The organism is Halobaculum gomorrense (assembly GCF_900129775.1).
GTDB classification, from domain to species: Archaea; Halobacteriota; Halobacteria; order Halobacteriales; family Haloferacaceae; genus Halobaculum; species Halobaculum gomorrense.
On record NZ_FQWV01000004.1, the window covers coordinates 94,773 to 107,731 of the forward strand.

Here is a 12,959-nt window from a genome sequence, read left to right on the forward strand (position 1 = left end):
CTGCGCCGGGTCGAGCCGCGGCCGCGGCCAGCCGGCGCGTCAGAGGTCGCCCTTGGTGCTGGGCGTGTCGCTGCGGCGCTCGTCGAGGCGGGTCGCGTCGTCGAGCGCCCGGGCGAGCGCCTTGAACAGCGCCTCGACCTCGTGGTGGGCGTTGACGCCGCGCTCGACCTCGGCGTGCAGCGTCAGGCCGGCGTTCATCGCCAGCGAGTACGCGAAGTGCCGGGCCATGTCGCTGGCCATCTCCCCGACCTCCTCCTGGGAGAACTCGCCGACAAACTCGAAGTAGGGCCGGCCGCTCACGTCCACGACGACCCCGGCGACCGCCTCGTCCAGCGGGACGCGCCGGTCGGCGTACCGGCGGATGCCGCGCTTGTCGCCCAGCGCCTCCGCGAACGCCTCGCCCAACGCGATCCCCACGTCCTCGACGGTGTGGTGGTCGTCAACGTGCGTGTCGCCGTCGCAGCGGACCGTCAGGTCGAACAGGCCGTGCGTGGCGAACGCCGTCAGCATGTGGTCGAAGAAGCCGACGCCGGTGTCGACCTCGCTGTCGCCGTCGCCGTCGATCGCGAGCGTGAGATCGACATCAGTCTCGGCCGTCTCCCGACTCACGGCTACCGTGCGGTCGCTCATGGCCGAGGCGTCGGCGCCGCCGGGCAAGACGGTTCCGGCTCGGGCGGTCGAGGTGGCCGCGCGAATCCCTCTCCTCGGCGTGTTCGTCCGCCGGCTGTCCGACGCCCGTTCGACCGGGTTTCAAGTCGATCCGAGCGTGACAGTGTCTCGTATGAAGGGGGAACTGCCGGCCGCCCTCGCGTTCGCCGGCGGCTCGGTTTCGCTCTCGTCGGCGACCGCGGGCGGACTCCTGCTCGGGGTGGTTGGCGGTCGCGTACGCCTCGCGGCGGCTGTGCGCGTGAGCGTCGCTCGGCGCCGGCCTCAGACCGACTGCGCCTCGGCGAGGGTGAACCGCCCCTCGTACAGCGCGGTGCCGACGACGACCGCCGCGGCGCCGGCCTCGCGGAGCGCACGCACGTCGTCAAGCGTCGTCACGCCGCCGGAGGCGACGACCGGGATGTCGACGGCGTCGACGACGCGCTCGACCTGCTCGCGGTTGATCCCCTCCAGTTGTCCCTCCACGTCCACGTCGGTGAACAGGATCGCGCCCGCGCCGAGGTCCTCGTAACGACCGGCGGCCTCCGCCGGGTCGAGGCCGGTTCCCTCCGTCCACCCGGAGACGACGACCTCCCCGTCCTTCGCGTCGAGGCTCACCATCACACTTCCGGGCTGTTCCTCGGAGATCTCCGCGACGATGCCCGGGTTCTCGACGGCGGCGGTGCCGAAGATGACGCGGTCGACGCCGCGACCGAGGAGATCGAGCGCGTCGTCGGCGGTGCGGATCCCGCCGCCGAGCTGGACGGGGACGTCCACCGCGTCGAGGACGGCGTCGACGGCGGCGGCGTTGACGCGCTCGCCCTCGAAGGCGCCGTCGAGGTCGACGAGGTGGAGCGTCCGGGCGCCCTCGTCGATCCAGCGTCGGGCCGCCTCGACGGGGTCGCCGTAGCGGGTGGCCGTGCCGCGCTCGCCCTGCACCAACTGGACGACCTCGCCCTCCTGCATGTCGACGGCCGGGATGACCTCGAACTCCGGGAAGTGGCTCATGGACGGTGGTGGGTCGGGATCCGGGGTAAGTGGTTCGCGATCGATCTGGACGGCCCGGTGTCGGCGGTGTCGTTCCCGTTGCCGGCGTTCGACCCCGTCGCCGTCGCCGTACTTATGCTCCGACCGCCCACACCACCCACGCATGACGGTCTACGAGTCCGACCTCCCGGGAGTCGGGAAGAAACACGAGATCGAACTCCACGGCGACGAGCGGCTCGTCGTCGTCACGCACAACACCGGCAAGCGCGAGGTGTTCCGACGGGCGGACGCCGACAGCGACGCCGAGAAGCTGTTCGAGCTGCCTGACGGTCTCGCGCGGACCGTGGGAACGGTGCTCGAGGGGGCGTACTTCCAGCCGATCGCCACCGAGAACATCGACACGGTCCTCGGCGGCGACGCGCTCATCGAGTGGTACGAGGTGCCCGACGACTCCGAACTCGCGGGCGAGACGATCGAGGCCGCGGACGTTCGCCAGCGTACCGGCGCGTCGATCATCGCGGTCGAACACGGCGACGAGGTGACGCCCAACCCCGATCCCGGGGCGGGCGTGCACGCCGGCGACACCGTCGTCGTCATCGGCTCGCGCGAGGAGGTCGATTCCTTCCACGCGACGTTCATCGCCTCGGCCGGCGACGGCGATGAGGGTCACCGCGACGACGGGGGCGACGACGGCGCCGGGACCGTCCGCGACTGATGGCGGTCGGACCGGACGCGGCCGTGGTGGGAGACCTCCACGGCCTGCTCGCGCTCGGCGTCCTGATCGCGGCCGCGACGCTCGTCGCCGCGGTCGGCCGGCGCGTCGGGATCCCGACGGTGCCGCTGTACGTCCTCGGCGGAGTACTCGTTGGCCCGCACGTCGCCGGCGCGGTCGGGCTCCCGTCGATCGCGCCCGCGGAGGTGCTCACGCTCGCGGAGGTGGGCGTCGTCCTCCTGCTGTTCTTCCTCGGGCTGGAGTTCAGCATCGACCGGCTCATCGACGCCCGGCGGAAGCTCTCGGCGGCCGCCGCCGTCGACCTCTTCGTGAACTTCCCCGTCGGGGTCGCGCTCGGCCTGCTGTTCGGGCTCGGGCCCCTGGGCGCGTTTCTCGTCGGCGGTATCGTCTACATCTCCTCGTCGGCGGTGATCACCAAGTCGCTGGTCGACCTGGGGTGGATCGCCGACCCGGAGGCCGAACCGGTGCTCGGAACGCTCGTCGCCGAGGACCTCGTCATCGCCGTCTACCTCGCGTTGGCGGTCGCGCTCGTCGCCGGCGGCTCGCCCGTCGACGCGCTCCCGCGGATCGCCGTCGCGCTCGGCTTTCTCATCGCGGTCGCCGCCGCCGCCCAACTGCTCGCGCCGCGGCTCGCGCCGTACCTCGGGACCAGCGATGAGGACCTGGTCGTCCGGACGCTGGCGGTCGCGCTCGTCGTCTCCGGGCTGGCGCTGGCGGTCGGCGCCAGCGAGGCGGTCGCGGGCTTCTTCGTCGGCGTCGGCGTCGGCGCCACCCCGCTGCACGATCGCGTCGCCGACCGGATCGCTCCGCTGCGGGACGCCTTCGCGGTCGTGTTCTTCGCGTGGGTCGGACTCAACACCGACCCGGTCGCCGTCGCCGGCGTCGCCGCGTTCGTCCTCGCGGCCGCGGCGCTGTCGGGCCCGACGAAGGTGATCAGCGGCGCCGTCGGCGGCCGGCTGTACGACCTCTCGCCCCGGCGGTCGCTGCGGACCGGCCTCGCGCTGGTGGCTCGCGGGGAGTTCTCGCTCATCATCGCGGCGCTGGCGGCGACCTCGCCGGACCCGACGATCGCCCGGGTGATCCCCGCGTTCGCGGTCGGATACGTGCTTGTGATGGCGTTCGCGGGGACGCTCGCGATGAGCGAGGCCGACCGGATCGAACGGCTGCTCGGCGTCGCCGACGGGTGAGTAGTCGGCGCCTCGGCGGCGTCCGAGCCGGCCCCCACCGGGTGCTGCGGGCTCCACCCGTTTTCACCGCTGAACACCGGTGCGAAACGGTCAAGTTGACCGCCTCGCTGTCGACTGGTATGAGCGAGACGGTCGTCGCCGACTTCGTCGGTCGGTTCTTCGCGCCCGGCGTCGAGGGCGAGCCGCCGACCGGCCGGATCATCCTGAGTCAGCGGCGACTCGTGCTCGCGGCCGACGGCTCCAAGGAGACGATCCCGCTGTCGTCGGTGTTCGACGTGAAGCTCGGGCAGATTCCCCCCGAGATGGCGGGCTATTTTAACGACACCGTCACCGTCGCCTACCGGACGGACGACCGCCGCGGCGTCGCCGCGATCGAGGGCACCGACACCAACATCGACCGCTTCGCGACAGTGCTGTTCAAGGTACTGCTCAACGGGACGCCGGCGCTCGCACGCCACCCGGCGAAGGTCGGCGGGCGCGTCGTCGACTCGGAGGCGCACAGGGCCCGCCTCGACGTGACGCAGGGCGCGCTCTCGTTCGAGGGGTGCCCCGAGCCGTTCACGGTCGACCTGCGAAACGTCGTCTCCGTCGAGCGCGCGGACCGCGACCTGGGCAACGGCAACCACCCCGTCATCTCGTTTCGACACATCGAGGACGGTACCGCCGTCACCTCGCAAGTCGGACTGGAGTCCGGGCGACTCACAAACGTGCTCGGTCGCTACATCCGACTCCGTTACGCCGACGTACAGGAGGAGCTCGCCGACGTGGAACTCGGCGAGGAGGAGACGGAGGTGCTCGTCGCGGCGTACTCCGCGGGACCGGGCGTCTCGCTGTCGAAGGTGGTCGACATCGAGCCACAGCGGCTCACCATGCTGCTCAACGGCCTCATCGACGAGGGACTGCTCGTCGACACGGACGAGGGGACGAAGCTCACCGCGAAGGGTCGGGTGGTCGTCGGGCAACGGATCGAGAACGTGAACACCTGAGCGGTGCGGTCGCGGTGCGGCGCCGACCGCTCACGACGCCTACTGTTCGTTCATCGCCTCGCTGGCGATGTTGCGGCCGCGGGGCTCCAGCGCCACCTCGCGGCGGGTGCGCACCTCCTCCAGCACGTCCACCTCGATGAGGCGCTCGAAGATCTCCTCCACCCGGTCGACGTCCATGCCGAGGAAGTTCGGCACCTCGAACGAGGAGACGCCCGAGTACAGCGCCATCAGCACCTCGCGCTCGGACTCGGACAGTTCGACGGCGCCGCGGTTGCGGTCGTGGCCCTGCCCCAGATACGACTTGATCACCGCGACGAGCCACGGCTCGCCCGAGAGGTACGTCTGAACGCTCGTCTCCTCGTCGTCGGTGTGTTCGGCCTCGATGACCGGCGCCTTCTCGTCCATCACGGTCCGCTCCGTCTCCTCCAGGGTACCGATGTCGTCGAGCTCGAGCCGGACGAACGCGCCGCTTTGCTGGGCGACGGAGATCCCGTCGGCCTCCACCTTCACGCGCGCCTGCTCCCACTCGGTGTCCTGCACGACCCCGCCCTTGATCGCGGGGTGGCGCGCCGTGATCACCTTGCGGTCGAGGAACGCTCGGTACAGGTCCGTGCGGAACTCCTCGTGCTCCTCGGCGGCGACGAGGAACACGTCGTCGCCGATGCGGAGGCTGACGTAGTTCGAGACGCGCTGGATCTCCTGGTTGGCGTCGTAGCGGCCGCCGATCCCATCCACCGACGACAGCGCGATCGTCCGCTTGCCGCCGTTGCCGACGAGGACGACCCGCTTGTTCGAGAGGATCACCCGCCCGTTGGTCCACCCCACGTCGTTGAGCTTGCGGCCGCCCTTCATCGCCTGGGCGAACTTGGCGCGGGCGTCCGCGACCTTGTACTCCTCGCCGCCGCCGGCCTGCTGTCCACCACTGCCGTCTTGCTGCCTGCTGTCGCTCACTGTCTAACACCTCCGAGTTTTGACAGCGACGCGAACGCCCGCTTGCGTATCTGTTTGTCCACGTCGCTGTCGGTGATCGCATCGAGCGTCTCCTTTGCGCGGTCGCCGCCCACGTCGCCGAGGGCGTACGCCGCTTTGGCGCGCGCGTCGACCGACGCATCGTCGTCTTTCACGAGGTCGATGAGCGTCGACTCGACGGCGAGTCCCTCCAGGTTGGTGATGCTCGTTGCCGCGAACTGTGCGGTCATCTTGTCGTCGTCGTCGAGCGCGTCGACCAGCGCGTCGAGCACGTGATCGGGGGGCTCCGCGCTCGTCACCCGCCCGAGGAACCAGACGGCGTTGCGGCGCTGGCGCGCCTGCGTCGCGTCCTCGAGGATCTCCACGAGCGGACCGGTCACCGTCTCGTCGTCGGCGTCCTGGAGTTCGGAGACGACGGCGTCGCGGACCGCGTGGCTCTGCTTGGTCGGCGCGTTCGCGAGCAGCTCGATGATCGAGAACACCGCCGCCCGCCGCACCGTGTCGTGCTCGTCGGCGAGCGCCCCGGCCAGCTCCGGCACCGGCTTCGCCGAACTCGCGTTGCCCAGCGCCGAGGCCGCGAGCCGACGCAGGCTGACGTTCTCGTCGTCCAGCAGGTCGAGCAACGCCGCGAGCGCCTCCCCGCTGGCGATGGTCCCGAGCGCGTCGGCGGCGGCGGTCTTCACCGCCGGATTGTCGTCGGCGAGTTTCCGCTTCAGCCGGCCGACGGCGCGCGGGTTCCCGATGCGCCCGAGCGCGAGGCAGGCGCGCTCGCGAACCCGGGCGTCGGGATCGTCGAGCCGCTTCGCCAGCGGACCGACGGCGTCCTCGTCGCCCATCCGCCCCAGCGCGTTCGCCGCGGCCATCCGGTACTCCGGGATGCTCGCCCCGTCGAGCACCTTCGCGAACGCCCGGATCGCCGCCCAGTCGGCCGCGTTCGGGTCCACGCCGGTCTCCTTGGCGATGAGGCGTTCGAGCCCGTTCCCGCCGAGTTCGTCGAGCCCGTCGATGGCCGACGCCCGGACGGCGTCATCCTCGTCTTCGCGCGCGAGGTGGATGAGCACGTCGACCGTCCGGTCGTCCTCGGGGTCACCCACGTCGCCGAGCATCTCCGCGGCCCGGCGCCGCACCGCGGCGCTGTCGCTGTTCTTCGCGGTGTCGGTGAGCTGCTCCATGTCCCCGTCGCGGGCGAGCGTGTACAGTGACATTATCCCGTGTACCGGTAGATGCGGCTGCGTTTGGCCACCGGCTCGAACTCGTCGCGCAGCTCCGGGGGCACCGTCTCGGTCTTGCCGAGCACGAGGTAGCCGCCCCGCCGCAGCGAGTCGCGCAGCGTCTCGAACAGCCGGCCCTTGTACTCGCTGTCGATGTAGATGAGGAGGTTGCGACAGAAGACGAGGTCCATGTCGGCCTTCGGCCCGTCGCGGATGAGGTCGTACGGCTCGAACGTGACCCGCGACTGCACCGACTCGCGCACGCGGAAGACGCGCTCCTCCTGCTCGACGTAGGTCTTCGGATCTGACAGCGGCGACAGTTCCTCCTCGATATCCGTCGTTCGCGTCGTCTCGTAGACGCCCGCGCGGGCGGCGTCGAGCGCCTCCTCGCTGATGTCGACGGCGGTGATCCGGAGCCGGCGCTCGTCGACCTCGTCGTCGTCGGCCGCGAGCATCGACAGCGAGTACGGCTCGCGGCCGTCCGCGCAGGGGGCGCTCCACACGTCGACGCCGGCGCGCCCGTTCTCCTCGGCGAGATCCCGCAGCACCGGGCGCAGGTCCGCCCACATGTCGGGGTCGCGGAAGAAGCCGGTGACGTTGATTGTGAGCGCGTCCAGCAGCGCCTCGCGCTCCTCGTCGTCGTCCTCGAGGATCGCGCGGTACTCGGCGTGGTCGTCGGCGTCGCGCCGCTGCATCCGCGCGGCGATCCGCCGCCCGAGGTACGCCTCGTTGTAGTACCCCGGCTCGAACGGGACGCGGTCCTCGACGAAGTCGATGACCCCCTGGAGGTCGCCGGCGTCGCCGCCGCGCGCGCGGCTCATCGCCGCCCCCCGAGCGTCTCCACGTCGAGGATACTCACCACGTCGCCGTCTCCGAGAACGGCCGTCCCGGAGAGACCGGGGATCCCCGAGAGGATCCCCTCCAGCGGCTTCACGACGACCTCCTCCTGGTGGAGCACGTCGTCGCAGTGGAGCGCGACGGGGCGCTTCTCCTCGTGGATTCGCAGGAGCATGCCGTCACCCTCGTTCGCGTCGCCTGCGCCGACCGCGTCGGCGCCCGCGCTCCGACCGTCCGCGTCGTCGACCCCGCCGTCGGCGAGCGCGCCGCCGGTGCCGCCTCCGACTCCACCACCGCCGGCCGCCCCGGTGGTGCCGAGCACCTCGCTCAGTCGGATCACCGGGTAGATATCGTCGTCGTGGCGGACGACCTCGTCGCCGTGGGCCACGTCGACGCCGTCGGCGCGGCTCACCTCCGCGATGTTCTTGATCGGGACGCCGTACTCGACGCCATCGACCTCGACGAACATCACGCGGACGATGGCGACCGTGACGGGGAGTTTGATCTCGAAGCGCGTCCCCTCGCCGGGCGTCGAGTCGAGCGTGACGCTCCCGTCGAGATCTTTCACCGTCGTCCGAACCACGTCCATGCCGACGCCGCGGCCGGACACGTCCGTCACCTCGTCGTTGGTGGAGAAGCCGGGGTGGAAGACGAGTTCGCGCGCCTCCGCGTCGGACATCGCCTCTACCTCCCCGCGTGATTTGACGCCCTTCTCGACGGCCTTCTCGCGCAGGGCGTCGGCCTCGATCCCGCCGCCGTCGTCCTCGACGACGATGGTGACGTGGTCGCGCTCGCGGTCGGCCCGGAGCTCGATCGTGCCGGTCGGGTCCTTCCCGGCCGCCTCGCGCTCCGCGGGCGGCTCGATGCCGTGGTCGACGGCGTTGCGGAGGATGTGGACCAGCGGGTCGCGGATCTCGGTGAGGATCGTGCGGTCCAACTCGATGTCGCGGCCGTCGATGTCGAAGTTCACGTCCTTCTCTTGGTCGCGCGCGAGGTCGCGCACGAGCCGCGGGAACGTGTCGACGACCGCCGACAGCGGGATGAGCCGCATGTCCATCACCGTGTCTTGGAGGCTCGTCGAGATCTTGTCCAGTTCGTCGAGGTTGTCGGAGTCGATGTCTGCCTCCTCCATCTCGCGGCGGAGCTTGATCCGACTGGTCACGAGCTGTTCGACCAGCCCGTACAGGTCGTCCAACTGCTCCACGTCGACTCGGACTGATGAGATGTTGTCCGACGAGGACGAGGTGGACCCGCCGCCCCCGGCGGAACCGGACGAGTCGTCGCGTTCGCCGTCATCGTCGTCTCCTGCGGCGTCCGAGGCCGCGTCGCCGCCCGCGTTGTCTCCGCCCTCCGAAGCGTCGGCCGCGTCGACCGCGCCGTCGATCGTCCCGCTCGCGTCGTCGCCGGGCGCCGGTTCGACCGCGGCCACGTCGACCGCGTCGACTTGGCTCACCGCACCGACGCCGGCGTCGACCGTTGCGCCGGCGTCGGCGACGACGTACAGGTCGAAGGTGCCATCGAACTCGCCCTCCTCGATCGCGTCGCGGTCGGGGTCACAGGCCATCCCAGCGAAGCCGTCCTCGACGGCCTCCAGCACGAACATCGCGTCGATGCCGGGCATGTCGGCGTCGCCGAGGTCGACGCGAGCGCGGTAGACGCCCTCGTCGTCGCCGGGAGCGAGGCCGTGGTCGAGGGCCGGATCGACGGGCTCCGTGCCGTCGTCACTCCCGGTGTCGCCGCCGGTGGCAGTATCGGCTTCCGCGTTCGCGTCGGGGCCTTCGTCGGCCGAGTCCGTCCCGGTGCTCGCGTCCGTCCCGTCGTCTGTCCCTGAGACGCCGTCGGTGTCGAGCGAGTCGACGCCCTCCTCCGCCATCGTCCGGAGGTCCTCCTCGACGCCGGTCGGGTCGATGCTCGTGTCGCCCGAGTCGTCTATCTCCCCGAGCATCGCGTCGAGCAGGTCGACCGCCTCGAACAGGCGGTCCATCAGGTCGCCCGAGACGGCTATGTCGCCGCCGCGGACCTCATCGAGCAGGTCCTCCATCGCGTGCGCGAGCCCGGAGAAGTCGCCGAACCCCATCGCCGCGGCGTTCCCCTTCAGGGTGTGGGCGGTCCGGAAGATGGCGTCCATCGCCTCCGGGTCGTCCGGGTCCGACTCCAGCGCGAGCAGGGAGTTGTTCAGCTCCGTGATCCCCTCCTCGGACTCGCGGACGAACGCGCGGATGTGCGCCTCGCTCATGAATGCTCACCCGTGATGCCCGCGGCGATGTCGCCCAGCGGGAGCACCGAGTCGACCGCGCCGGTCGCGGCGGCGCGCTTCGGCATCCCGTACACCACGCAGGACTCCTCGTCTTGCGCGAGCACGCGGGCGCCGATCCGCGAGAGCGCCTGCACGCCGTCGCTCCCGTCGCCCCCCATCCCGGTGAGGATCACGCCGATCAGCGGGTCGTCGACCACGTCGGCGGCCGACCGCATCGTGACGTTCACCGACGGGCGCACGCCCTCCCCGCGCTCCTCGTCGATCACCGTCAGCCGGAGGCGGCCGTTTCGCGCGTTCGTGATCTCCAGGTGGTGACCGCCCTTCGCGACCGCGAGTTCGCCGCGTCCCAGGCGCATTCCGTCCTCGGCCTCCCGCACCGACAGCTCGCAGGCGTCGTCGAGGCGGGTCGCGAACCGCCCGGTGAACGCCTCGGGCATGTGCTGGACGACGACGCCGCGGAGGTCGGCCTCGCCGGGGAGCGCGGAGACGACCCGCTCGACCGCGTCCGGTCCGCCGGTCGAGGAGCCGATGATGAGCGTCGTGTTCGGCTCGATGTCGGCCCCGGTCGCGCCCCCGGAGGGGCTCGCCGGGTCCGACGCGCTCGTCGACGCCGGCGTCGCGCCGCCGGCGCTCGCGGCCGCTGCGGCCGCGTCGCTCCGGCGGCGACGCCCCGCCGTTGAGAGGTCGGCCCCGGCGACCGACCGGACGGTCTCCACGAGCTGCTCTTCCATCCGGGAGACGCCCATCGACACCTCGCCGCCGGGCTTGGCGAAGAAGTCGACCGCGCCGGCGTCCAGCGCCGCGAACGTCTCCTCGGCGCCCTCGGCGGTGTACGCCGATAGCATCAGCGTCGGCGTGGGGTTCTCGGCCATCAGCCGCTCGACGGCTTCGATCCCGTTCATCTCGGGCATCTCCACGTCCATCGTCACCACGTCGGGGTCGACCTCGGCGACGACCGACAGCGCCTCGCGGCCGTCCCCGGCCTCGCCGACGACCTCCACGCCGCCGGACTCCAGGATGTCCGCGATGAGTCCCCGCATGAACCGCGAATCGTCAACCACGACCGTCCGCGGCACCCGCGCGCTCACGGCGCACCCCCAGCCGGCCGTGCGGCGTCTCGAATCATGTCCTTGCTTACCGATACGCCGTTATTGAACTCACCGTCCCGAATTTCATGGCTGATAGCTCGTGCGCTACGGTTAAGCGAGCGGATCCTGGGATCGGATGTATGGCAAGCAGTCAGCGCGCGGCCGACGGGGAGACCGTCGTCGCCGAGGAGACGACGCAGGTGCTGGAGTTCGGACTCGGCGACGAGACGTACTGTCTCGACATCGCCTACATCGACGAAATCGTCGACGCGGGCGACCTCACGGCGATCCCGAACTCGCCGCGACACGTCGAGGGCGTGATGGACCTGCGCGGCAAGACGACGACGATCATCGACCCCAAGACGCTGTTGGGCGTCACCGGCACCGGCGCTCGCGAGCGGATCATCGTCTTCGATCCCGAGGAAGTTGACGACGGCGGCACCGTCGGCTGGGTCGTCGACGAGGTGTTCCAGGTGCGCGACGTGGCCGCCGACCAGGTCGACGAGGCGACGACCGCCGGCGACGACTCCGTCCGGGGGATCGTGAAAGGCGACGATCGGTTCGTCGTCTGGGTCGAGCCGCGAACCGAGTGACTCGCGTCCGGAAAACGGAGTGACTCACGGCTGGAGACAAGGTAGCCCGGGCGAACCGGACCTCGGCTTCCGAGCGACTCCAGACCGGTGCGCTCGCCCCCGATCGACGCAACCGGTACTGCGCGCCCCGGCGATATCATTGCTGAGTATCGGGAAGCAGTTCTTATCAGACCCCTCGTGCCGTAGTGTGGTATGCGCGTTTCGAGCGGCGTTTCGGGGTTCGACGACCTCGTCGACGGGGGGCTCCCCAGCGAACGGCTCTACGTCGTCTGCGGCCCGCCGGGAAGCGGGAAGACGACGTTCTCGGCACAGTTCATCGCGGAAGGGGCCGCGACGGGTGACCGCTGCCTGTTTATCAGCATGCACGAGAGCCGTGCGGACCTCGAACGGGACATGGAAGCCTACGAGTTCGGGTTCGCCGAGGCGCTCGACTCCGGATCCGTCACCTTCCTCGACGCCTTCTCTTCGGAGGGGAAACGGTTCTTCGGGATGCCGGGCGACCGACGCGATGTCAACAGCGTCACCAACCGGATCAGTTCGTTCATCGAGTCGCGGGACATCGACCGGGTCGTCATCGATTCGACGATGCTGCTTCGGTATCTCCTCGACGACACCGACAACACGACGATGCGGTTTCTCTCGGCGCTCAAGCGCACCGGCGCGACCACGTACCTCATCTCCGAAATGACCGACCCCTCGGCGTATGCGGACGAGCACTTCCTGGCCCACGGCGTCGTCTTCTTCCACAACTACATGGAAGACGACGGGATGCGCCGCGGGCTCCAGGTCGTGAAGATGCGCGGCGCCGACGTGGACACCGACATCCAAGCGCTCGCCTTCACCGACGACGGGCTCGTCGTCGGCGACGGTCCGGCGGCCACCCACTGATGTACGCCGACCGACTGGGGACCGACTGGGAGGACATCTCCGGCACCGAGGCGATCCGACGGGCGTACGCGCTCGGCGTCGCCGCCGCGTTCGGCTACGAGAACCGTGACGAGTTCGACCGCCTCAGAGCGGCGCTCGACACCTCCTACGACCGCAGCATCATCGACCTCGCCTACCAGGAGGGGAAACACGAGGCAGCGGTCGTTCACGCCGACAGCGACGCGACGGACGGCGACGCCGTCTGGGACCAACTCGTCGAGGGGGCGGCCCCGGCAGGCGCCGCCGGGCTCGACGACGGCGACGATATCGTCTCCGGTTCGCCGATCGACCGGCCGATCACGGCAGTCGAGCTCCCGGCGGCGCTCGAACGCGCGGGACTGCTCGAGGGCGGTACCGGCTTCGGCGCGCCCGGCTTCCCGTCGCTGCTCGGATCGGGGCCCGGGAACGACGACACCGACGGGGGACCGTAGCGTGGTGTCGGCGACACCGCCGGCACCGGCTCGGCGCCACCGCCCGACCGACTGCGACGCTGTCGGATCAGCGGACGCTTCGCCGACCGCAGTCGGCGCCTCCGCAGC

At 70.6% G+C, this 12,959-nt stretch carries 13 protein-coding genes; 6 read left to right on the forward strand and 7 right to left on the reverse strand.

Translation table 11 applies throughout. The features are described 5' to 3' along the window. Nucleotides 1-39: 39 nt before the first annotated feature. Both hisB and hisA read right to left on the reverse strand, forming a co-directional pair. Entirely contained in the window at nt 40-630 is a 591-nt protein-coding gene (gene hisB, locus BUE16_RS08835; RefSeq protein ID WP_073308704.1) for an imidazoleglycerol-phosphate dehydratase HisB, read from the reverse strand. A gap of 300 nt (nt 631-930) precedes the next feature. Then, nucleotides 931-1,653, reverse strand: coding sequence for a 1-(5-phosphoribosyl)-5-[(5-phosphoribosylamino)methylideneamino]imidazole-4-carboxamide isomerase (hisA, locus tag BUE16_RS08840; RefSeq protein ID WP_073308706.1), 723 nt, complete (start codon nt 1,651-1,653; stop codon nt 931-933). 142 nt (nt 1,654-1,795) lie between these two features. Between hisA and BUE16_RS08845 the strand changes: the two genes are divergently transcribed. The 3 genes from BUE16_RS08845 (at nt 1,796) to BUE16_RS08855 (ending at nt 4,538) form a co-directional block, all read left to right on the forward strand. Further along, complete coding sequence (locus BUE16_RS08845; protein WP_073308708.1) at nt 1,796-2,347, forward strand: cation:proton antiporter regulatory subunit; 552 nt, start codon at nt 1,796-1,798, stop codon at nt 2,345-2,347. Next, the gene (locus tag BUE16_RS08850) at nt 2,347-3,552 is read left to right on the forward strand and encodes a cation:proton antiporter (protein ID WP_073308710.1); all 1,206 of its coding nucleotides are present in this window, start codon (nt 2,347-2,349) and stop codon (nt 3,550-3,552) included. Before BUE16_RS08845 ends, BUE16_RS08850 begins: the two co-directional genes overlap by 1 nt. A gap of 119 nt (nt 3,553-3,671) precedes the next feature. After that, a complete protein-coding gene (locus BUE16_RS08855; RefSeq protein WP_073308712.1) occupies nt 3,672-4,538 on the forward strand; it encodes a CheF family chemotaxis protein in 867 nt (288 codons plus the stop codon). A gap of 39 nt (nt 4,539-4,577) precedes the next feature. On the opposite strand, the gene BUE16_RS08860 is transcribed toward BUE16_RS08855, so the two are convergent. From BUE16_RS08860 to cheB, 5 genes are read right to left on the reverse strand one after another with little or no spacing between them, the layout of a single operon-like run. Next, a complete protein-coding gene (locus BUE16_RS08860; RefSeq protein ID WP_268762488.1) occupies nt 4,578-5,489 on the reverse strand; it encodes a CheF family chemotaxis protein in 912 nt (303 codons plus the stop codon). Continuing rightward, nucleotides 5,486-6,712 carry a HEAT repeat domain-containing protein gene (locus tag BUE16_RS08865; protein WP_073308714.1) on the reverse strand — a complete coding sequence of 409 codons (1,227 nt, stop codon included), beginning with the start codon at nt 6,710-6,712 and terminating at the stop codon, nt 5,486-5,488. Before BUE16_RS08865 ends, BUE16_RS08860 begins: the two co-directional genes overlap by 4 nt. After that, on the reverse strand, nt 6,712-7,539 hold the full coding sequence (locus BUE16_RS08870) for a CheR family methyltransferase (RefSeq protein ID WP_073308716.1): 828 nt from the start codon (nt 7,537-7,539) through the stop codon (nt 6,712-6,714). The genes BUE16_RS08865 and BUE16_RS08870 overlap by 1 nt, the downstream gene beginning before the upstream one ends. Next, nucleotides 7,536-9,791 (reverse strand): chemotaxis protein CheA, encoded by a 2,256-nt coding sequence (locus tag BUE16_RS08875; RefSeq protein WP_073308718.1) that lies wholly within the window; start codon nt 9,789-9,791, stop codon nt 7,536-7,538. The genes BUE16_RS08870 and BUE16_RS08875 overlap by 4 nt, the downstream gene beginning before the upstream one ends. Next, complete coding sequence (cheB, locus tag BUE16_RS08880) at nt 9,788-10,900, reverse strand: chemotaxis-specific protein-glutamate methyltransferase CheB (protein WP_073308720.1); 1,113 nt, start codon at nt 10,898-10,900, stop codon at nt 9,788-9,790. The genes BUE16_RS08875 and cheB overlap by 4 nt, the downstream gene beginning before the upstream one ends. 140 nt (nt 10,901-11,040) lie before the next feature. On the opposite strand from cheB, the gene BUE16_RS08885 reads away from it, so the two are divergent. The 3 genes from BUE16_RS08885 to BUE16_RS08895 all read left to right on the forward strand — a co-directional run bounded on the left by BUE16_RS08885 (nt 11,041) and on the right by BUE16_RS08895 (nt 12,851). Then, entirely contained in the window at nt 11,041-11,493 is a 453-nt protein-coding gene (locus tag BUE16_RS08885; protein WP_073308722.1) for a chemotaxis protein CheW, read from the forward strand. A 192-nt stretch (nt 11,494-11,685) separates the two neighbouring features. After that, nucleotides 11,686-12,381 (forward strand): RAD55 family ATPase, encoded by a 696-nt coding sequence (locus BUE16_RS08890; protein ID WP_073308724.1) that lies wholly within the window; start codon nt 11,686-11,688, stop codon nt 12,379-12,381. After that, the gene (locus BUE16_RS08895; RefSeq protein WP_073308726.1) at nt 12,381-12,851 is read left to right on the forward strand and encodes a hypothetical protein; all 471 of its coding nucleotides are present in this window, start codon (nt 12,381-12,383) and stop codon (nt 12,849-12,851) included. Before BUE16_RS08890 ends, BUE16_RS08895 begins: the two co-directional genes overlap by 1 nt. Nucleotides 12,852-12,959 lie beyond the last annotated feature (108 nt).